The organism is Sphingomonas sp. CFBP 13603, from assembly GCF_014892665.1.
In the GTDB taxonomy this organism is placed as follows: domain Bacteria; phylum Pseudomonadota; class Alphaproteobacteria; order Sphingomonadales; family Sphingomonadaceae; genus Sphingomonas.
In genome coordinates this window covers 149,174-171,045 of record NZ_JADBIA010000008.1, presented here as the reverse complement: position 1 = coordinate 171,045, position 21,872 = coordinate 149,174, and the positions used below count along the sequence as shown (strand labels likewise).

Genomic DNA, 21,872 nt, shown 5'->3' with positions numbered 1-21,872 from the left:
GCCCTAGTCGAGACTTGGCTTCTCGGGGGCGCAGCTTGGCTATTCTGAAGACACTGCTTTTGCTTTCCGGCTATCAAAGGGCGTGCCATTCCGCGTCGCTTGAACACGAGGGATTAGCCGAAATGGATGCAGACGATCACAAGGTTGAAGCGGTCCTGAAGGAAGATCGACGCTTCATCGTTCCCTTGTACCAAAGGAAATATCAATGGGCCGAGCACCGGCTCCTGCCGTTCTGGGAGGACGTTCAGGCTAAGGCGGCCGAGGTGCTGTCAGGCGAAAGCCGGTTCGAGCACTACATGGGAGCGTTGATCATTGCCCCGGTGGATATCGGCTCGCAGATTAGCAAGACCCCAGTTGTGCAGGTCGTTGACGGGCAGCAGCGCCTAACGACGTTCCAGCTCTTTCTTGTGGCATTGCGGGAGGTCGCCAGACGACACGGCTTCGTCGACTTCATCGCGCACGTGAACGGCTACCTCTTCAACAATACGAAAAGCAAGGACACAGACCCGCTCACGCGCTTCAAACTGACACCGACCCCCTCCGACCGCGAGCTTTTCCACGACTTGCTGGACCTGGAACATGCCGCTGTTGTCGCAAAGTACCGCTTCCTGTTCTGGGGCTCGAACGTCCCCAAAAACACCTCGTTTCCGGCATTCCGAGCCTATGTGCTGTTCATTGCGTGGATCGAAAAGTTTCTTGTCGAAGGGCCAAGCGACGACGCACCGCCAGAGGAAGGGAGCGACGATTCCATAGAAAGCGATGACGGCGCGGAGAATACCGAACTAGCCGCGGAGCGGCTCGAGGCCCTAATGAACGCTGTCCTCGAACGTTTGAAGCTGGTCGTCATCAGCCTCGGCGAGAACGACGACGCCCAAGTGATTTTCGAGACGCTGAACTCCAAAGGCGAACCGCTCCTTGCGATGGATCTCGTCCGTAATAACATCTTCCATCGGGCGGAAAAACAGGGTGCTCAGGTAGAGGAGCTTTACCGAAAGCTATGGGACCCGCTCGACGACGCTTGGTGGCGTGAGGCTGCACCCAATGCTCGGCCGACCCGACCAAGGATCGATCACTTCCTCGCCCACACGCTGGCGGCCGAAACGGGCGGCAAAATCTCAATGCGCGAGCTCTACGCGGAATATCGGACGTTTGCGGTGCCTAAGGGCAAACCTCGTTTCGAGGAGGTGGAGGACGAGCTTAAGCTGCTGGAGCATTACTCGCCACTCTACGAGACGTTGGAAGGCCGTAAAGACGTCGACCCGGACCTTGCATGGTTTGGTCGGAAGATGGCGGCGTGGCAGACGACCACCGTCTATCCGGTGGCGATGCAGTTGGGGACCGCCGGCGTGCCTCACGCCACGCGCCATGCGGTCACGCGTTTGCTGTATTCCTATGTCGTACGACGGGCGCTGTGCGGCCTAACGACGAAGAACTTGAATAACGTCTTTCAAACGCTGGCAGCGAAATTCCGTCAGGATGGAGCCTCGATTGACTCTTTCAGTGCCTTCTTTGAAGGTAAGGATGGAGCGAGCGTCCGCTTTCCTGACGATCATGAACTTCGTGCGGGGATCCTTTCGAAGGCCGCCTACGATATTTCGCCCCAACCTCGGCTCGTCGATATTCTCTGGGAGCTGGAGATGGCTTCGCGATCGACGTTTGCCGAGAAGCATGAGCGCCCGGCTGGCCTGTGGGTGGAGCATGTACTGCCCCGGACCTGGACCGAGGATTGGCCCTTTGCCGATGGTGCCTATACTGCACCATACAACGGCACGCCGGAATCGATATCAAGAGCAAACGCGCTCGATACACTTGGCAACCTCACTTTAATAACGGGTGGCCTGAACATATCGGCCGGGAACAAAAGTTTCGCGGAGAAGAATCAAAAGTTCGCCGAGCACACCGGTCTATTTTTGAATAAGTGGTTCGCGAACCGAGCGACATGGGACGAGAGCGATATAAAGCAACGCGGCGAACATCTTGCGACGTTGGCCGCCTCTATTTGGCCCTACATCGATACATTTTAAGTCGTCGCGGGTTATATTCGTCTGGGTGCCGCCCTGCATTAGCGGGGCGGGCTCGTCGTTAACGGGGAGCGCACGTGCTGCGTCGAGCGATAGCTGATGGTCGCATCGTCATTGGGTATGATCGCCGCCCTCGAGACTAGTGTTTTCAGAGGCCTTCAAGGCAGGACGGCACAGCGTCGCGATTTGGTTTGGCGCCTTTGGCGCCTTCATAGGTCGAGGCGCTTGCAGTCGTTAAAGGACCCTGCTCGCAAATCGGAGCTTCCCGAAGCAGCTTAGGGGCTGTGGCGAGGTGGTGAAGCTATCTTCGAGAGAATGGCGACTTCACGGTAGACCTCTCGCACCATCTCAAATAGCGAGTGAAAGTCACAATTAGAGATCGGTGCGTGGCGGAAAATTCCGTATCTGTTGTCCGGATGCATTGTCATAATCCGGTCGTCATAGAATTCTTCGAAGAAGCGTGTCCCAGACTGCTCTTCATCAAAAAGATCGTGAACGAAAATTTGGGCATCGTATGACGATGGATTAGGATTGCCCATCTTTACGATATGCCGCCGGATAAGCGAAAAGAGCGCGTCTAAGGCCACGTAAAGAGGGTAATTTGCCTCTTCTGCAAACTCGACGTGCATGGCGACCATTCGAGACTTTAGTAGAGCGTGAAGGCCCCGCATCATGAGATCGTCGTCCGTGCTGACTGCCAAAAATACTTCTGTCAGTCGTGCCGAATTCAGCGATTGATGGTGATACATGAACGGAGCTCCGTCGACCGCCAGAATCGGGGGTGACGTAGGAAAGCGACGCATTCCTGTAATTTCCGTCCGTAAAGCTTTTCCGGCCGCTTGTAGGAAACCCGGGTCATTTAGCGGGCCGTCGTATTCGAGGGCGAACGAGTCCAACACAGGGTACGGAGCCACCACACCTTCGTCTAAGCCTACAGCCATGACCATTGCAGCGAGAAACCGAACTTCAACGTCTGCGAGATCATCGAACTCGGTATAATAATCCCGGCTCTTGCCATCTGGAATGTAACGGCACGCAGTAAACATTACGCTCTCGGCCTCGTGGGCGACAGCCTCCTGAAGCTGGATTGGGTCTACCCAATACCGGCCAAAGGTCGACATCGGCCGTAGTACGACATGAGGTCGGTTCTCCCATTGGGGCACATGGCGGAAGGTAAGGTTCACGAGCGAAGCTTGGCCCATCTCACATCACAAGTCACGGGACTTGCCAGACGGCGACTCGCCGATCTCACCTGCCTCACTGTAGCGCGAAGAATCTATTGACCGAATGCGCGATGTACATAACGGAAGGGTCGACGGTACCGAGTAGCTAACAGGTTGCGGAACTAGGTTCTTAACTGGCAGCTACCTCTTTCTTTAGCATCGCGTCCTTGAGCGTGTTGCCCGCGATCCCGCCGGCAGCGACCGCAACGACGACATTGCCGACGAAGAATTCGACGATACCAACCACGCTGCCGAACGCGATCAATGCCGACGTCGTGACCGGCAGCGCGGCCGTTGCCTTACCGATCGCGACTTTCGCCTCCTGGCGGACAAGCCGAAGCCGTTCGAACACCGGCTCGAGCGATCGACCTTGATCGACTGCCGCGATTAAATTACCCAGCGCATGATGCAGCGCCTTGAGCTGCTGCAACGCTACCGCGCGATCGGCATCGACCGGCCCACCATTGTCGCGAGCGAGCTCCTCATCGTCGATCAGCCGCTGAACGGCTTCCAAAGCAACAGGCGCTAACGCCTGAATGACAGCGGCATGCTCGCGCAGGGAAGGGCGTCCGGTCCACGTCGCCGAGCTGACGGCATCCGGTCCGCGAACCTCGTCCCACAGCGCCTTGAACTGCTCACGGACCATCTCACGCCGCAGGGTGCGATCCTTGGTCTCTCGCGCATGACGTACGAATGCTTCAAGGCTGGGCTGCGCCGCGACAAAGGCCGGCGCCAACGGCCGCAGGTCGGTCCGGCCAAGCAGCGCCCGGCGGAGCGCCTTGTAGCGCGTATCGTCTGCCAAATCCTGGATGCCATCGCAGGCACCAAGGCACAGCGTTTGCAGACGCTGCAGCGCCTCTTCGTCGTTCAGCCCTTCCGGCCAATGTGTTCCTGAATAGCCCATCGCATTCGATCCGTTTCGACTCAGCTGACTGTCGAATGCACGAATGTTTGCCTGTAGGACATAGCAAGAACATCAAAGCGCCAGAACGTCGCTAGACATACGCGTAGCGATGATGTTGGTGGACGGCACCGATGCCGATCCGCCCCGAACATGTCTTCCTGTACCCGATCGATTGGCCCCAGCTATCGCATCTGGTCCGCTTCGTGCGCGCAGGCGGACGCTGCGAACATTGCGGGCGCCCACACGGGCAACGGGTCTTCCACATGGGCGACGGACGCTGGTGGGACAAAGGCCGGTCGTATTGGCGTAACGGCGACGGTCGACGTGTTCGCCGACCGACCGAGAATATCCTCGATGCAGGCAAATGGACGCCGGTGGTGCTGGCCTGCGCGCATCTCAATCACGATCCCAGCGACAGCGCGCTTAACCAGCTCGCCGCGCTCTGCCAGCGCTGCCACATGATTTACGATGGTCCTGAGCATCGCCGTCGACGTTGGATGAACGCACATTACCGGCGTGCGCTCGGCGATCTGTTCTACGGCCCATATCCGATGCGGGGGGCGGACTGGATCACCCCGACACCCATCAGCATGCTCGATGACAGCCGTTCGCTGTACGCGCACGTCCGGTAGCACGGAGCCTCGGAAACGCTGTGCCGGCTTCGTCCGGGCAAAAAAAGGGGCCGCCAAAAGCGACCCGGGAAGTTTTTAGGAGAGGATGCCTGAAAGGCGTCACCTTGGTATCCGGCAGCTCGGGCAATGGCGAATGCAAAACTGGCTAATCCTGGTTGCATTTCATGCACTTGCCGGGATGTCGGAGCCAAACTCATCCCGTGGCTAGCTCGATCACAGGGGCAGAGTTTTCGAAGGCTAGACAGCGCAGGAATCCGACTGGTCCCGAGCGCCGATCGGCACGCACGACGACAGTCTCTCGCATACCCGCGAACGGACGATGGCCGGTGTATTGGCAGCGCGTGGAAGAGGCGGCCGAGGAAGGGTTCGAAAGTCCGTCATGACGCCAAAGAAAATAGCCGCGGCAACAAAGCTTATTGCCGTCGGCGACCGTCTACAGGACGTTGCGGGGGCGGTTGGTGTTTTGGTCGCGACCATCTACCGACATTTTCCCGCCAACGAAGGCAACGGAGGCCGTGCATAATGGTGGCAACCACCCCGATAGTTTGGCACGTTTGTCGAAACGTCGATTGCGCCATCACCGCCCTATACGACTGGCAGACGCTCGTCGGATCTCTAATCGCTCTTGGCGCGGCAGTTTGGGCCGGACGGCTTGTTCTCAAACAAATCAGGCAGAGCGATGTCCAAGAGGCGACGCGTCGCCAGCAGCGGTTTACAGCCGCGCGATCGACGCTGCCGCTGACCCTGAGCGCAATGGCAAACTACGCCACGGACACGGCTCACAGGCTCAAGACGTTCAAATGGGCCGTCGAGCGAGACCATTTGCAGGGATTGCTCCTTGAACCAGTGCCACCCCCGTCCGACGCCATCGCTGCGCTCGAACGGATGATCGAAGCAACCGACGATCCCAACGTCACGAAGATGCTGCGAAAGATGCTTTCGGAGGTTCAGCTTCTGCAAAGCCGAAGCGCGGAACTGGGGCGTGTTAACTTCGGCGAGCGCGTGGGCGTTCCCCACAACGTCGATGTCTATATCCTGCAATGCGCGACGATCTACGCGCAGGCATCGGCTCTTTTCGATTTTGCTCGCTTCGCTAACGACGATGTGGATGAGACAGTTACATGGGCAGGTGCTTATAATGCGCTGAACGTCATGGGCATCCGCGACTTGGAATTCCCAGCGCTCTATGAGTTCTGCCGAAACGTGCAGGCGAACGGCAATGGCCCTGAAAGCCCGTAGATCTGCCTATGTTTCAAGCTGGTAAACTTGGCTATATGGGAAGCATGAAGTCCGACAATCCGCCCTTGGACCATCACTACATACCGCAGTTCCTGCTTCACGAGTGGACGGTGGACGGCAAACTACACCGGTTCCAAAAGCCGACGCCGGGCAAGATCGTGGAGCATCGGAAGCCGACACGAGCCGTGGGCTTTCGCGAACGCCTTTACGAAATACCTGAATATCCGCCCGAGACTGCCCAATCCATCGAGCAGGGCTTTATGAAGACACTCGATGACACGGCGGCCATTGCGCACAAGCTGCTCCTTGCCAAGAACTTCGCAGACCTGGATCAAACCCACAGGAGTGCGTGGACGCGGTTTCTACTATCGCTGATGTTGCGGACGCCTGACAATCTCGCTGCTTACAAAGCCGGCTTCGCGGCAGTGTACGATACGCCGACGTCCGACATTCAGGCGAAATACGAGGCGCAGAAGGGTCCCCACGATCCTCCCATGGCTGAGGAGTTCCTGAAACTGCACCAGCCTATGGCTCCGCTTACGGCCGCGCTGATTCAGCTGCCGCACGTCATGCAAAACAAAGGGCTTGGGCAGCACATTATAAAAATGGGCTGGAGCGTGGCAGAGGTCACGCGGGGAGCATTTCTCATATCTGATGAAGTGCTAATCACGTCCAACGGACTCGGGAAAGATGATGGCCACATCGTCATGCCAATCAGCCCAACCAAGGTATTCATCGCGACTAATAATAAGAAGACACTCGATACCATTATCGGGATGGGCGAACCAGACTTGGTCAAGACAGCCAACGCGCAGATTGTTGGCCGAGCAAAGTATTTCGTTGGCGCACATAACATGTCGCAAAAGCGGTTCATTGAGAACCGCTTCGGTCTTGCTCCGCGGACATCGATCGCCAAACTGTTCGCTGAAAAGTATGCAGCAACACCGAATGCGCCCTAGCTGAGCACTAGATTGCGTTGCGCGCCCTCTGAGATTGCCAGAAACGAAACAGCTAACTAAATGCGCTTTGAGAAATGGAGCTTATTATGTCTGACACTACCCTCGACCTGGATCCCGTTGAACTGGCCACGGAATTGACAATCGCTTGGTTAGCCAATCCCAACACGCGTACTAATGCTGACGACGTTCCGGCTTTCTTGAACAAAATGTACGAGACTGTTTCAGCGCTGGTCGGCGGAAACGTGACGGCTGCGGAGTCCGAAGCACCTGCTCAAGAGTATACCCCGGCAGTGACGACTCGTAAGTCGCTTGCCAGCCCCGATCACATCATCAGCATGATCGACGGCAAACCGTACAAGACGCTGCGTCGTCACCTCGCCACTAACGGTATGACGCCAGTGGAGTATCGCGAGCGTTATGGCCTGAAGGCTGATTACCCCATGGTCGCTCCTACCTATTCAGAAGCACGTCGCACGATGGCCAAGAGCATCGGCTTGGGTCGCAAGCCTGGCCCGACGAATGCCGCTAAGGCAGACGCCAAACCGGCTCCGGCTCCGCGCAAGCGCAAAACCGAAGAAGCACAAGCGGAATAATTCGTTGGGCTAGCTCCTCGACACAGGGAGCTAGCCCGTAACTACGTACCGTTCACCGCTAACAGAACCGTGCCAATTAGAGCAGATATCTACGGAAACCCGCCGTTGACCGATTATTTCCGTCCGATAGAATGTATAAATGGATAACCAACGATCATCGCCTTCCCGTGTACGGCTAACGCGTGCGCGCATCGGATCGACATTCGCCGTGGCGATCTTCCTACTAGTGTTCCCCAATTTTACTGGAGCGATTTCCGCTTTCGGTACAGGAATAGTTGGATTCCGTCACTATATCGACGGAGGCTTATCGTCTTCGATGAACAATTTGTACCCGGGTACAAATTGTGAGATATATAGCAACGCCTTAACTGTTACTGATGTTTTACCGTCGATTTTTGATATGTGGGCCGGAACATACGCAAGGTCATATAACACAACGATGCACTGGCTCTTCCCAGGTGCAATAACTACTAAATGCGGCACTCTTATAGACCCAGATGCTGATATTTACCCCCCAAGCAACATGGATCTCTAGCCCGATAATTAATCATATCGGCACTTATCCCCGCGCCGTAGCCATCATGATCGATCGGTCCAAAACACATCAGCACGTCGTGATATCTCAAAAATATGATTTACGGGAAGAGCGGCCGGCATATGCTTCTCATAATAAAGCGTGAGGAATCTTTTTAGTGCGACATGTGCGCATTACTAGGCCACGTGGACAAAGGTTGACGCGCGTCTGATCGGTTAATTCAAGGCTGTCTTTTGGAGGCGGCTTTGGGCGAGCGGATTGGGGTTTCGGATGATGAGTGGGCTCTGATCGGGCCCCTGCTGCCGTCGGAGCGAGGACGTGGCTGCCGACCCGCGGGAGACAACCGGCCCTATTTCGAAGGCATGGTGTGGATGGCGCGCAATGCCAGCATTTGCCGGATGAATATGGCAAGTGGAACAGCGTGTTCCGGCGGTATCGGCGCTGGGTGGTGACGGGCGTGTTCGAAGCCATGCTGGAGACCCTGGCCGCTGTCGTCGAGCGGGATGTCAGCGCCGACATGATCGACAGCACCGTAGTCCGGGCGCGCCACTGCGCTGTCGGGCTAAAAAAGGGATCAAGAATTCGAAGGGCTCGGCCGTTCGCGAGGCGGCTTCACAACCAAGGCTCTCCTGAGCTTGTCGAAGGGCTGCACGCCCGCTGTGATGGTCAGGGGCGACCGTTATGTCTCGTCCTGACGCCGGGCCAGGCCCACGACGTGAAGGGCTTCGGGCCCTTGTTCGGGATGCTGGCTGACCGGATCGAGGCCCTGCTTGCCGATAAGGGCTATGACGCCGATGCCATCCGCCAGGAACTCGCCAGGGCGGATATCGAGGCGGTCATTCCAACCAATAGTAACCGCCGCATACCGATACCGCATGATCGCGAGAAATACCGTTGGCGCAATCTCGTCGAACGCTTGTTCAGCAAGCTCAAGAACTGGCGCCGTGTCGCAACGCGTTATGACAAGACAGCAGAGTCATATCTCGGCTTCGTCGCGCTCGCATCAGTTACGCTGTGGCTGCCCTTTGTCCACGTGGCCTAGAATCGCTGATCTCTACGCGCGATTACGAGGTTGACCGCACACGCCTTTCACGTAGCATCGCTTACGCGCAGTTTTTGACACGCTGCAGCGCTTGGGAGGAAAGTGTGGCAAGCGCCGTACATGATAGATTTGCGGGTAATTCAGAAACCGGGCTCGTCGCCTTGGCAATGCTGCTAGCGATTCATAAGATTATCGCGGATCCTGACCAGCTACGGCATGAGCTAGGCCACGAACATGCGGCGACAAAGGAAGACGTCCTTCGTCTAGCAAAGCGCCGTGAAGGCGTCCGAGCTAAAGCAAGTATCACCACGTTTGATAAACTCTCCAGACTGCCTTTACCAGTTATGGCATCCGGATCTAACGGATGGTTCATTATCGGTAGAGCGTCAGGCGACGAAGTATTGATTCAACGACCCGGCCATCCAATTGAGAAACGTACGCGCGCAGCGCTTGCCGACATATGGTCCGGAGATATCGTACTTATTACCACGCGGGAGAGCGTGACCGCCGGAAGTAGTCGTTTTGACTTCACGTGGTTCGTACCGCAGATTTTACGCTACCGAAAATTAATCGGCGAAGTCCTATTAATTACTCTTGCTATTAATTTACTAGGCCTTGCCGCCCCGCTATTTTTCCAGAATGTCATCGACAAGGTTTTGGTTCATAACACATTAGATACCTTACAGGTCCTATCTGTGGGGTTCCTCGCAGTCTCGCTTTGGGAGACAGCATTCGGGTGGTTAAGAACCCGCCTATACTCAGAAACCAGTCAAAAACTGGACGTAGAACTGGGAGTTAAGCTTTTTCGTCATATGCTCAGCCTACCGCTTTCATATTTTGAAGGACGGCGGGTTGGAGATACGGTAACGAGGGTGCGACAGCTTGAGTCCATTCGGGAGTTTTTGACTAACGCCTCTCTGTCAGTGCTCATAGATCCAGTTTTTACATTAGTTTTTCTAGCCGCAATGTGGTTTTATTCAAGTACACTTTTTTGGATTGTCGTAGCAACTATTCCTGGATACATATGCGTCTCCCTCGCGGTCACAGGGCCGCTGCGTAGACGGCTCGACGAGAAATACGAGCGCGGCTCAGCAAACAACGCACTGCTAGTTGAGACCGTCTCCGGAATGCAGACAGTCAAAGCCGCCGCAGTCGAGCCCCAATGGCAAGAGCGCTGGGAACGGCAACTTGCAGGTTATAGCGTGGCCAATCAACATGTAATCAACTTAGGCAATTCAGGTAGCCAATCGATCCAGTTTATTTCCAAATTAAGCCTAGCTGCCATCCTCTATTTTGGATCACGGGAAGTTATAGGGGGCGGTCTCACTGTCGGCGGACTTGTAGCATTCAACATGTTCTCGCAGCGTGTTTCAGGTCCAGTTATTCGTATGGCGCAGCTCTGGCAAGATTTTCAACAGGTGCGCCTTTCAATCGATCGTCTAGGTGACATTCTTAATATGCCGGCCGAGGCGGGCGCCGGATCGCGAGTCACCCTCCCTTCTCTTAAAGGGGCCGTACAATTCGACCGAATAAGGTTTCGTTATGGCCTCGAAGGTCCTTGGACACTTGAAGACATCACCTTCGACCTTCCAGCTGGCGGCACTTTGGGCATCGCTGGATCGTCGGGCTCTGGAAAATCCACTCTAACTAAGCTGCTTCAGCGGTTATATGCCCCGGCTGCCGGCCGAATATTGATTGATGGCGTTGATATAGCGCAGATCGATCCCGCGTGGCTTCGCCGTCAAATCGGCGTAGTGCTGCAAGAAAACCTCTTATTTAACCGCTCGATCCGCGAGAACATTGCACTCGCCAACCCAGCTATGCCCCTTGAGAACGTCATGGCAGCATCCAAGCTCTCTGGTGCACACGAGTTTATACTAACCCTACCTCAAGGTTACGATACGATCGTCGAAGAACGCGGCGTAAATTTATCGGGCGGTCAGCGGCAACGTATAGCCATTGCGCGGGCTTTGGTAACCCAACCACGTATCCTCATTCTCGACGAGGCAACGTCCGCACTCGACGCAGAGAGCGAAGAAATAATTCAGAACAACTTAAAAGCAATAGCGCATGGCCGAACGGTTTTGATAATTGCCCATCGTCTATCCGCAATACGACAGTGCGACCGCATCATAACGCTCGAAAAAGGACGAATTGTCGAGGTTGGAAGTCACGATAATCTACTAAAAGCGGGCGGAAGATATGCCAGTCTTCACCGACGGCAGATGGACAGCGGCGGGGCAGAGGCATGAGTTCGTTTAGTCGTCACTGGAATGCTATACGTTCCGCACTTTCCGAAGAAAAGCTACGCGCAAGAAAGCTTGTCGGGGTAGACGAGATTTCCTTTTTACCTGCTGCAATGGAGATCATTGAGCGGCCAGTTTCCCCAACGTCACGTGTAACTTCTTGGTTACTGATAATGGGGTTAGTTTTTACGGTTGTATGGGTAACATTTGGCAAAATCGACGTTGTCGCATCAGCGCAGGGAAAGCTAATTCCAGCCGATAGCGTTAAAATTATCCAACCCGCGCAAGATGGACTTGTACGGGCGATACTCGTTCATGACGGCCAGCATGTGGCTAGGGGGCAGGCCTTAATTGAACTAGACCCAACCGTCTCTACAGCCGAAACTGTACAGGCTGAACGCGCTTTGGAAACTGCCGAGCTCGATGCGGCGCGATCTCGGGCAGTTTTACTTGCCCTCGATGGGAACGGGCTAAGATTCACGCCGCCAGCCGGCACGTCGCCGGAAATGGCAGCCATTCAAAGAGAATTAGCCCGTGCGCAATTGGCTGACGTTACGGCTACTGCTGGCGCGCGGCTGGCAGAACGTCAGGTAGCTGTCGCAGCCAAGGGCGAAGCCAGCGTTCAAGCAGCCAAGCTTACGGAAACCTTACCACTGCTAGACGAACAAATTGACGCCAACGAACACCTTCTCGCAAGAGGGTTTGTATCGAAGTTAAAGGTGATCGAAATGCGCCGACAACGTCTTTCGGCTGCGCGGGACCGAGACATTGCCTATCAGACCGCCCGGAAAGCCACTGCACAAATTGCGTCAGCTAAAAGTAGCATGTCGCAAAACGCGGCAGAGGTAAGAACAAAAATCCTGACAGAGCTTACAAAGTCCGAAGACGAAGCTCGCCTACGACGAGAGGAATTAACCAAAGCAAGGCAAAAGTCCAGCCTTCAGCGTTTAATCAGCCCGGTAGATGGGACGATAGCACAGCTAGCCATTCATACCGTCGGCGGCGTTGTCGAAGCAGCGAAACCTATTATGGTTGTCGTTCCGAGTACCGGAGTCCTCATCGCTGAGGTTAAGGTACTTAATAAGGACGCTGGTTTTATTAAGGCTGGTCAGGAGGCCGCTATAAAGCTCGAAGCTTTTCCATTTACCCGGTATGGAACCGTCCCCGGCAAAGTTGAGAGCGTTAGTTCAGATTCCATCGAAGATCAAAAGCTGGGGTCAATCTACACGGTTAGAGTCATATTAGGACGCGAGACCTTACTGCGTGACGCATCGATGGTGCCGCTCACTCCAGGAATGGCAGTCATAGCAGACCTACGCACTGGCCGACGAAGCATCATTAGCTACCTGATGAGCCCCGTCAACGAGGCCCGTTTAAACGCCGGGCATGAGCGGTAAAGGCCCGTGGCGAAACGCTAAGACATACGGTTGAATTTTAACCTATACCTTCGATTTAAAACATATTGAGGAGATATAAAGTGGCAATAGATTATCGAATCGATGCAAGCTTTAGCGTTTCGCAAGCCGAAAAGATTCAAGATCTGTTAAAGCAACTACTAGGGAACTCGGTTATATCGGGCAGCCTAGCGGGCCTTAATAATAAGACGATATATGTCGTTAAAAGTAGCGAAACAAATCAGGCGGCATACGTATTTACTGAGGTGAATCCGTATTCTAACTCTTTCTATGTTCCGGATGCTGATGGTTACCTCTCGCCTGCCAATACGGAACCAGCCAAGTTTCCCTTTTTCGGACCCACGATTCAGCTTGGTTCAAACAATGTTGACGCGGCAATCGCTGGTCTACCAGGAACAATTATTTCGACGACTACTGGTGATGCTTTTCAATATCTCTCGAGGACATTCTTTCATGAATTATATCACGCGCAAACAGAATACGCCGCGCCCGAGATTTTCAATAGCGACCGAGATATTTACAAATTAAGCGAAGTCGTAGCTGTTGCGGCCGAAAACCTCATATACGCCAAGGCGTTTCCGAGCCAGCCTAACCGCGTAGGCCATCTCGGACATTCCTATGGTGACGGAAAAGCCAGCCCTTTTATTAATACAAGCGTAGACTCCGGAATATCTTTTAAAAACGTTGCAGCTGTATCGGCATTTTTCGGTAATGTTGATGGGTCGGCATACTATCAGTTCCACGGAGGAACTGTTGATGGCGGTTTTATTCAAAAGTCCTATTATACATCGTATAACTACGCAAACTACGTCGTCGTATCGGGAACGAAAGACGGGCTCGTTCTCGATGACGGAAGTCAGTCTCAAACATTTAAAGACGCTGCCGCTGGCATCCTTTCGCCATTAGGTCGCGTTAATGCATCTATAACTAGTGTCTCCGAAGATCTTCAGGGGTTATCCTCGGTAAATAATTTGCTTGGTGACCACAGCAACTCCCTTTCAAGTGCTTTGACTGAATTCTCCCTTAGTGACTTCCGCACTATTTCAGGATTATCGAACGAAAGATGGACTGATGGTAACCCGGGTACCAATCTCGTAGGACCGGCAGGTATTACATCCGTGAATCAATCCGTCTCTTACCTCGACCTTACTGCGACGTCAGCATCGATTATTATTGGAGCCTCCGGCTACAATTTTGGCCAAGGGTTATTGAACGCTAGAAATGATAACCGCGGTAGCGTCGACCGGCTTCACGGCAGCGACGAAGGTCATAACATGCTCATTGCGGGAAACGGACCTGTAGGGGGCTTCGCGAACAGCGGTGGCGCATCCGTTGACCACAATCTCCTCTACGCCGGGAGCGCTGGTGACATACTTATCGGCGGTAAGGGCGCAGATCGCCTGACGGGGAATATAGGCGGCGATATATTCGTAGCCTCAGGGGGCAAGGACGATATCATCGGCGGCGGCGGCGCTGATATCGTCATATTGGGAGATAGCGCGTCGCGTGTAGATGCAACTGGATCGAAGGCGGTGATCACAGCCGGGAGTGATAAAACAAACGTATCAGGCGTTAACACTTTCGTAGGTGGGTCGTTAAAGACGGAGTTCTATGGCAGCGGGCATAGCATCTTCATTGGTGGCTCGGGAGGTGCCGAATTCCACCTGAAGTCCGGTGACGTAGCAATCGGTAGCGCGGACGCGAAACAAGGAAACGTCTTTTACGTCACGACCGAAGATATGATCGGCGGGCACGTTGGTATCGTAGGTTTTGGTAAAAAAGATAGGCTTTTTGTCGATGGAAAGCTTTTTGATGGAAGTAGTGCTTACGCGACTTCTCTAGGTATGAGCTATGATAGCAATCACGATGGTCCGGGTAATGCCGGTGTATTCAACAAGTTTTCCAGTAGTTGGGGAACGAGTGCAACTCAGCCAAACCTCTACGATACCTTTGACGAACCTGCTGATCACCTTCGGCGGCACTACTGGATCAATGGAGAAGATCTTTACAGCGGCGGCCCTATAAATGTTCGTGCCGTAACTTACGTTAAGTCAGCTGATAGTCCCTCAGGACCGTCGGGCGACGTATATTTCTCTGATCAGTCAACTGACGGATCTCAGGGTGGCCAAACGACCGTTAAGGCCTCACTGAACATATCTATCACAGGCTGGCAGCAGGGTTACGGCGGGATCAAATTCTTCGAAAATAACTTAGCGCGTGATACACTTGGCGCGCTATCGATTGGTGGCGGGATTGGGGGCTGGTACGGTCCAGTCCTTGGCGGAGGAGCAGCGTGGGCGGCAGTTAGCGCTGGCACATATATGCTTAATGATCAGCTGACGAAGGTGGGCGGTCTATTCGACCCAACGTCAAGTGAATGGCTCGCTCGACCGGCCGGTGAACAAACCGCGTGGGATAAGATCAATGCGATGATCGAGGCTAATCTCGTCGCCTCACCCAGCCCGGATTTGGGGGATGATAACCCATATGGGGTACCCTTCGAGGGCTTTCCCGGTGGTGGGGGATTCCCCGGCTTTCCCGGCGGCGGGCCGATTGGAGAAACGGATCTTGATGGAGACGGAACCCACGGAAGCTCCCCAATCCTCCTCGGCGACTCTACCGCCAATACACTCGATTCGAAGGGGGTGTACACTGGGGTATCCGGTGCCGGCGGTGGCGATACCATTATATTCGAGAAGGGATATGGCCTCCTCTCGGTTGATGAGCAAGATAGTGGACAGAGTCCGAACAACATATTGCAGCTTGGCATCGGCCTGGTCGCGTCTGATGCTACTATTACAGGGAATTCCGGTGGTGACATCATCATATCGTTTGTCGGCTATGATAAGATAGTCCTCAAAGGCGCATTGAACTCGTCCGATGGGATCACCCGCGGCGTTCAGCAAGTGTCATTTACCGACGGTACTATCTGGAACTACAACGACCTATTGGCAGCAGTTGGCACAGCCCACATTGTTGGACAGACTATTTTTGGCGACAAGTCGGCGAATTTCCTCAACTCAGGAGGATTGGCATCCACCGTTGTTGGCGGCGGGGGTGGGGATACAATTGCCTATGAGTCAGGGTATGGCAAACTCACGATTGATGAGCAAAGCTATGACGGTAGCATACCTAATACCTTAGCTTTTGGCGCTTCAGTCGACCCATGGTCGATCCAGGTATCGGGTCGTAGCGATGGATCTATCGTTTTAGATCTTGGCTATGGCGATACTATTTCAATTTCGAAGGCTCTACTTAGCACGCCAGATCTTACCTACGGTATTCAGTCCTTCGCTTTTTCGGACGGAACCACTTGGTCTTACCAAGATCTTTTACAAATGGCCGACTACCCCTCGGAATCTAACCAGACGCTGTATGGCGACCGGTCGGCGAACTTCCTGGCGGGCGGCGGCGTTGCCACATCGTTGGTTGGAAACGGCGGCGGCGATACCTTTTTCTTTAGTCGCGGCGATCGGCCGATAACCATCGTTGAAGCCGATACCGCTGCGACTCCTAATGCACTCATCCTCTCCGGTTTTAACAGCGGGGATATTCGTGCCCGCGCTGATCAGTTGGGAAATATCGAACTACTCGCAGATGGGAATGTGCAGGTTATCATTGCCAATGCTCTTAATGGCAACGATCAACAATCCACCGGTGTCCAGTCGATAAGCTTCGATGACGGGACCGTATGGTCGTACGCCGACCTGCTATCCATGTCTCAAGTCGCTTCTGCTGACAATGTTTCACTGTACGGCGATAGCGGCGCAAGCACGTTCGACCCCGCCGGCTTTGCGACCAGCCTTGTCGGCGGTGGCGGAGGCGACACATTCGTTTATGCGCGTGGGTATGGCGCTGTTGCCATTAACGAAGTGGAGACAAATGTAGGCGCGACTAACGTTCTCGCGTTTGGCGCGGACATCATGGCAGGAGACGTCAGCGTTGAAGGGACCGACGGTGGCGATCTTGTGCTCTCCCTAGGAAATGGCGATCAGGTCACCCTTGTTGGAGCTTTGATTGGCGAGGCGTCGGTACGCTACGGCGTTCAGTCAGTGACGTTCGGAGATGGGACGTCCTGGACGTACAACGACCTTATGGGCAAAGCTAATACGCCCACGATAGGGAAGACCACCATCTATGGCGGAAGCGGTGCAGATATCCTTGATACGGCAGGCACCGTACACACAGCCGTAGGCAATGGAGGTGGCGACAGTTTCGTTTATAACGCTGGTTACGGCGCCGTAACAGTAGTTGAACACGATTACTCGCTAGACCAGACTAACACCATCAATCTTGGGGCCGGCATATTACCGACCGACGTAGCCGTATCAGGAACGTCAGACGGGTCGATAGTCATCGCTCTTGGCCAAGGTGACAGCATAACGATTCAAAACGCGCTTCAAAGCAATGAGGTAGAGAATTTCGGCGTCCAAAAGGTCGCCTTTGCTGACGGAACAAACTGGACCTATCAAACCCTTCTCTCGAAAGTGGCCACGGCAGTTGCTGGCACAGGCACGATTTTCGGCGATCGGTCGTCGAACGTGTTGGATACCGCTGGACTTGCTCACAAGGTTGTCGGTGGTGGAGGTAATGACACGATCATATTCAACCGTGGATATGGCGAGGTTCATGTCGCCGAGAACGATGATAATGCCCTATCCAAAAACCTATTGGCTTTTGGGCAAGGTATTAATGTCGCAGACGTTTCTGTAGAAGGAGGTTTGTTGGGTGATATCACCCTCAACACTGGACAGGGCGATACGGTCGTCCTGGAAGGTGCCCTGAAATCCACCGACAATCAAAGTTACGGCGTTCAATTTGTAAGCTTCAATGACGGCACTGTGTGGACGTACGCGGACCTCATTGCCAAGCTTGGTACGCCTTCTACATCCAACGGCACGATATACGGTGATGCGAGTAGCAATTACCTGGATGGTAATGGCTTAGCCACTACCGCTGTCGGCGGAGGGGGGGGCGACACATTCGTATTCAACCCAGGTTACGGCCATCTCACAATTTCAGAGCAAGAGTCTTCACCCAATCGGGTCAACATTCTAAAGCTCGGCGCGGGCATCGATACGACGAATGTAACCGTTACCGCCGACGCCGCAGGAAATGTCAGCTTATCGCATGGACTCAACGACCAGGTCGAGTTGATGTCAGCACTAAATGGTGATGGCAATTATTCATACGGCGTTCAATCGATCCAATTTGCTGATGGAACAGCCTGGAGCTATGGCGATTTAGTAAAAAGGTCTCAGGTTTCCAGCACCTTAAACACAGTTTTATACGGTACAGATTTGTCCGATGATTTTGATAGTGCCGGATTTGCCAGCAGTATAATTGGAAACGGGGGAGGTGACACGTTTCATTACGGCTACGGCCATGGCTCGCTATCAATTACTGAACATGACGATGCCGCCTTACCCACAAACGTGCTTGTCTTTGATGCGGGTATTAATCCCTCGAACGTGTCAGTGTCCGCAACGCCAGCTGGCGATATTAATCTAACGTTAGACAGCGGCGAGACGGTCACTTTGATTGGAGCCGCAAGCTTCGCCGGGGGGACCGCGACGGGCGTCCAGCAGGTGTTGTTTGACGGTGGTCTTTCATGGTCGACAGCCGATATCAGGGCCCTAGCGCAAGGCCATTGGGACATATCGGACGACGGACAGCAGCATACCATCAATGAGGCGCTTGTACCCCAGGCCGCCCCTCCGACAATTATTGTTGGCTTTGCGTCCACAAGCGCCACTGCAACCCTAGGCTCGGATCGAAACGCAGTCACTGTCACCTCATCGAACGGCACGGCCGTCGTAATATCGGATCTGATGAGAAAGGGCATACGCACGTCTCAGGTAATTCAATATTCCGATGGTGTCGTACAAACCTTAGGTGATCTAATTGAAGGTAGCAGTAACACGCAGGGCATAATTAATTATGCCGTAGGGACGCAATCCGCGGAAGACATATACATTGACGATGGCATAAACCAGGTATTGGGCTTTGGGGGCGGTGATACCATCCATTACAATCTTGGCAGCGGGCGGGTTACTATCGATGAACAAGACGTTCATAGCCACCCCGATAATATTTTGACATTTGGAGCAGGCATATTGCTGTCGGACATCACCGTTAAAAGTGATGGGGCCAATCTTTACCTCTTCATTAGCGATACCGATCAGGTTGTTATCAGTAACGCGCTTAACAGCGATTCCGATACCTCATATGGCGTTCAGCAGGTCCGGTTTGCCGACGGAACTTCTCAAAGCTACGAACAGCTACTCGCTATTGCCGATACCGGATCGGCCAACAACGATGGAACCCTGTATGGTGACGCTGAAGGGAACGTCATTGATCCGAACGGTTATTCCCATTATGTAATGAGTGGAGGCGGGAATGACACAATCATTTACCGGAAAGGATATGGAGACATATCCATCCAGGACTATTCACAGTCACCTGGTAAAGTAGCGACTATTGCCTTTGGTCCAGATATTCTTCCGAGTGACGTAGATATCTCCCCCAATACCGATCGCTACTCCGCATCCGGAGCCATGAACATCGGTGTCGATGGGTCAACAATACGGATCGATTATGAGATGATCGGAGATGATCCGATTATCGGTGCACTGTCATTTTCTGACGGCACGGTACTAACGTATGCTGATATGCTCGCTAAGATGGCGACACCAGTTGCCGGGAAGTTTGCGATCGGCGGGGATTTCGGTGCAAATACGCTTGATACTCAGGGCCTTGTCTATACCGCGGTAGGAAATGGTGGCGGCGACACGTTCATCTACAATCGAACGTATGGCGCTTTAACAATCAAAGAGTACGATAACTCCCCCAGCCCAGCCAACAGACTACTCTTCGGCTCTACAATCACCCCAGAGGACGTTGCTGTCAGCCTATCATATAATGGCCTCTACAAGTTGGATTTAGGAAATGGAGATAGTGTTACATTCGATGCAGGTCAGTTTTCTTCGAAAGACGGTGTGCAATCAGTCGAATTTGCAGACGGAACAGCTTGGGATGAAGACCGTCTTCTCCTTGAGGCTAATAGCGGGCATCCGGGTAAGGTTTCGATTGAAGGTACATATTTGAACGAAACATTTGATAGCAGAGGCTACTCCAGAATTATCTCCGGGCGGGCAGGCGACGACACATATGTTTTCAACTCGGGCTACGGCGCTCTAACGGTTATTGATGGCAGCTACTATAACCAAAATACCGATACGGTGGCATTCGGTTCGGGCATTACAGCCACCGATCTCGTAGCCTCCCGGTATGGTGATAATTTGATTTTATCATTGGGCTCATCCGATAGGTTGGTATTGTATAATCAGTTCGTACCCAGCAACGGTTATAAGCAGGGGGTGACAAATTTCGCGTTCGCCGACGGCAGTAATTTGTCGGCCTCGTACTTTACGGATAAGGCTAACATTCCATCGTCTGGGATGGCACCTATCATCGGTTCGAGTTCCGAGATCCATACATCCCTAATATTACCATCGTCGAGTTCAACGATGACGAGCAACGGATACGTGGATTTCGAAGACACTGACGCGGGCGATATTCACTCAGTGAGCGTTGTGTCCGTTGATTATGAAACTTCGTCCTATGCCGTTCTACCTTATAGGGAGGAAATGCTAAATTACCTTTCAGCGGGCATCACGACAGAACCGAGTGTGAATGGTGATGGAAAAGTTTCCTGGAGCTTTTCTGCGCCATCATCAACGTTCGACGCGCTCGCTCCGGGTGAGACAGTCGACGTAAAGTTCACGGTCGAGATTAAGGATCAGAATAACAGTTTGGTCTATCAGGACGTGGTTGTATCTGTAGCATCGCCATTAAGTGGAACGCAGTCCACACCGCATATTTCTGGCACAAGCGGAGATGACACGCTAAATCTTGATACTAACTTTATCGTTAATCCAGGTGCTGGAAACGATAGTTTGTATACTAGCTACTATGGTAGTGGATCAATCCAGTTTGCCGCAGGTGATGGACATGATACCTTATTTGATTACGCATCGTATATCACCAGAACTGATAATCTTTTACTTACAGACGTTGATCCTAGTGGAGTAACCATTTCTAGGGATGGTGACTCACTTACCATTCATCTTGATGCAACCGGTGATAGTTTTACGGCTGCCAATCAGTTTACCGGTACGTCTGTGGGATTACAAAATGTTCAATTCGCGAACGGGGTTATTTGGGACCGCGATGAAATCAATGCGAGAGCCAATGCGACGACGCCCACACCCATCGCCCCGGAGAACGTAGGCGGGTCGCCGGACGAAGGCGATGAGATGAATTCGTCAGCAGCGTTGCGGCGGAATGATGTCGATATGCCAGACTTTCGAAGTGGTTATATCAAAGTTGCGTTCGACCCATTTTCTGAATGGGCTCACGTTTTAGATGATAGTAGAGCAATGGGTGATATTGCTGGAAGTATTACAGGATCTGATAGCGCCTCACCCGCTTTTCACTCTACTAAATTAGCTAATTTATACGCTTCCAATCACGTTCGAGATTTCTAATTTTTCGAAGTGACGTAACATCGTCGATGATGCTCGATTCGTGTTTCTCAGTTAACTCTTGTTTGACTTTTTTTGGCTGTAATTACGTCGACGGCGCTTTGAGGACTTTTCGTTTAGACGTATGTAAAGTTTCAGCCGTAACGCTTGTTGCGGTGCGGCTGAAACTTAGTACCAAACAATTGTCCTGACAGAATGTTACCCTTTATGAAATCGTCATTTAACATTTGATTTAAGAATGGCGGACCGGATGAACAGCTGGTAGCGCAGGTCGTTGCGAATATCTGCGATGTTATGAACGACGGCCTGCCGATGACATTCATGCAGGGGACGCCGTACGCTATTCCGGGATGGCCGTGGGAAGCGGCCTTGGGCTCGGCGACCTGATAGTGACGGGCTTCCGCAAATTTGTGCGGATTTTGCACTCAATTATGAAGCCGATGTGATCGCCTCGGCTGGCTCGCTGTCCTGGGGCTCCGGCGATTTGCTGCTAATCGATGGCGCTACTACAACGCCA

General features: G+C 53.3%; 11 protein-coding genes. 9 read left to right on the top strand and 2 right to left on the bottom strand.

Going from position 1 to position 21,872, the window contains the following annotated elements:
- The first annotated feature begins 35 nt into the window (after nucleotides 1-35).
- Nucleotides 36-2,024, top strand: a complete 1,989-nt coding sequence (locus IFR23_RS13725; RefSeq protein WP_197978446.1) for a DUF262 domain-containing protein — start codon at nucleotides 36-38, stop codon at nucleotides 2,022-2,024.
- A 272-nt stretch (nucleotides 2,025-2,296) separates the two neighbouring features.
- Here the strand turns inward: IFR23_RS13725 and IFR23_RS13720 are convergent, their stop codons facing one another.
- Complete coding sequence (locus tag IFR23_RS13720; protein ID WP_192976402.1) at nucleotides 2,297-3,142, bottom strand: hypothetical protein; 846 nt, start codon at nucleotides 3,140-3,142, stop codon at nucleotides 2,297-2,299.
- Nucleotides 3,143-3,374: 232 nt separating this feature from the next.
- Nucleotides 3,375-4,148 carry a hypothetical protein gene (locus IFR23_RS13715; RefSeq protein ID WP_192976401.1) on the bottom strand — a complete coding sequence of 258 codons (774 nt, stop codon included), beginning with the start codon at nucleotides 4,146-4,148 and terminating at the stop codon, nucleotides 3,375-3,377.
- A 131-nt stretch (nucleotides 4,149-4,279) separates the two neighbouring features.
- Between IFR23_RS13715 and IFR23_RS13710 the strand changes: the two genes are divergently transcribed.
- From IFR23_RS13710 to IFR23_RS20570, 8 genes are all read left to right on the top strand, one after another.
- The gene (locus IFR23_RS13710; protein WP_244655675.1) at nucleotides 4,280-4,780 is read left to right on the top strand and encodes a hypothetical protein; all 501 of its coding nucleotides are present in this window, start codon (nucleotides 4,280-4,282) and stop codon (nucleotides 4,778-4,780) included.
- Between the two features lie 522 nt (nucleotides 4,781-5,302).
- Nucleotides 5,303-6,019, top strand: a complete 717-nt coding sequence (locus tag IFR23_RS13705; protein WP_192976400.1) for a hypothetical protein — start codon at nucleotides 5,303-5,305, stop codon at nucleotides 6,017-6,019.
- Between the two features lie 44 nt (nucleotides 6,020-6,063).
- Nucleotides 6,064-6,978 carry a DUF4238 domain-containing protein gene (locus IFR23_RS13700; protein ID WP_192976399.1) on the top strand — a complete coding sequence of 305 codons (915 nt, stop codon included), beginning with the start codon at nucleotides 6,064-6,066 and terminating at the stop codon, nucleotides 6,976-6,978.
- Between the two features lie 86 nt (nucleotides 6,979-7,064).
- Nucleotides 7,065-7,571, top strand: a complete 507-nt coding sequence (locus IFR23_RS13695) for a MucR family transcriptional regulator (protein ID WP_192976398.1) — start codon at nucleotides 7,065-7,067, stop codon at nucleotides 7,569-7,571.
- Between the two features lie 902 nt (nucleotides 7,572-8,473).
- Nucleotides 8,474-9,148, top strand: coding sequence for an IS5 family transposase (locus IFR23_RS13690; protein ID WP_197978445.1), 675 nt, complete (start codon nucleotides 8,474-8,476; stop codon nucleotides 9,146-9,148).
- Nucleotides 9,149-9,252: 104 nt separating this feature from the next.
- Nucleotides 9,253-11,400: a type I secretion system permease/ATPase gene (locus IFR23_RS13685; RefSeq protein WP_192976397.1), complete on the top strand. Its 2,148-nt coding sequence runs from the start codon at nucleotides 9,253-9,255 to the stop codon at nucleotides 11,398-11,400.
- Nucleotides 11,397-12,791, top strand: coding sequence for an HlyD family type I secretion periplasmic adaptor subunit (locus tag IFR23_RS13680; protein ID WP_192976396.1), 1,395 nt, complete (start codon nucleotides 11,397-11,399; stop codon nucleotides 12,789-12,791). The genes IFR23_RS13685 and IFR23_RS13680 overlap by 4 nt, the downstream gene beginning before the upstream one ends.
- An 80-nt stretch (nucleotides 12,792-12,871) precedes the next feature.
- The gene (locus IFR23_RS20570) at nucleotides 12,872-21,358 is read left to right on the top strand and encodes a calcium-binding protein (RefSeq protein WP_192976395.1); all 8,487 of its coding nucleotides are present in this window, start codon (nucleotides 12,872-12,874) and stop codon (nucleotides 21,356-21,358) included.
- Nucleotides 21,359-21,872 lie beyond the last annotated feature (514 nt).

Excerpts from the sequence above, each read along its gene's own strand:
- IFR23_RS13680 (WP_192976396.1), top strand. The coding sequence starts at position 11,397 with ATGAGTTCGTTTAGTCGTCACTGGAATGCTATACGTTCCGCACTTTCC.
- IFR23_RS13700 (WP_192976399.1), top strand. The coding sequence starts at position 6,064 with ATGAAGTCCGACAATCCGCCCTTGGACCATCACTACATACCGCAGTTC.
- IFR23_RS13720 (WP_192976402.1), bottom strand. The coding sequence starts at position 3,142 with ATGTCGACCTTTGGCCGGTATTGGGTAGACCCAATCCAGCTTCAGGAG.
- IFR23_RS13695 (WP_192976398.1), top strand. The coding sequence starts at position 7,065 with ATGTCTGACACTACCCTCGACCTGGATCCCGTTGAACTGGCCACGGAA.
- IFR23_RS13715 (WP_192976401.1), bottom strand. The coding sequence starts at position 4,148 with ATGGGCTATTCAGGAACACATTGGCCGGAAGGGCTGAACGACGAAGAG.
- IFR23_RS13705 (WP_192976400.1), top strand. The coding sequence starts at position 5,303 with ATGGTGGCAACCACCCCGATAGTTTGGCACGTTTGTCGAAACGTCGAT.
- IFR23_RS13710 (WP_244655675.1), top strand. The coding sequence starts at position 4,280 with ATGCCGATCCGCCCCGAACATGTCTTCCTGTACCCGATCGATTGGCCC.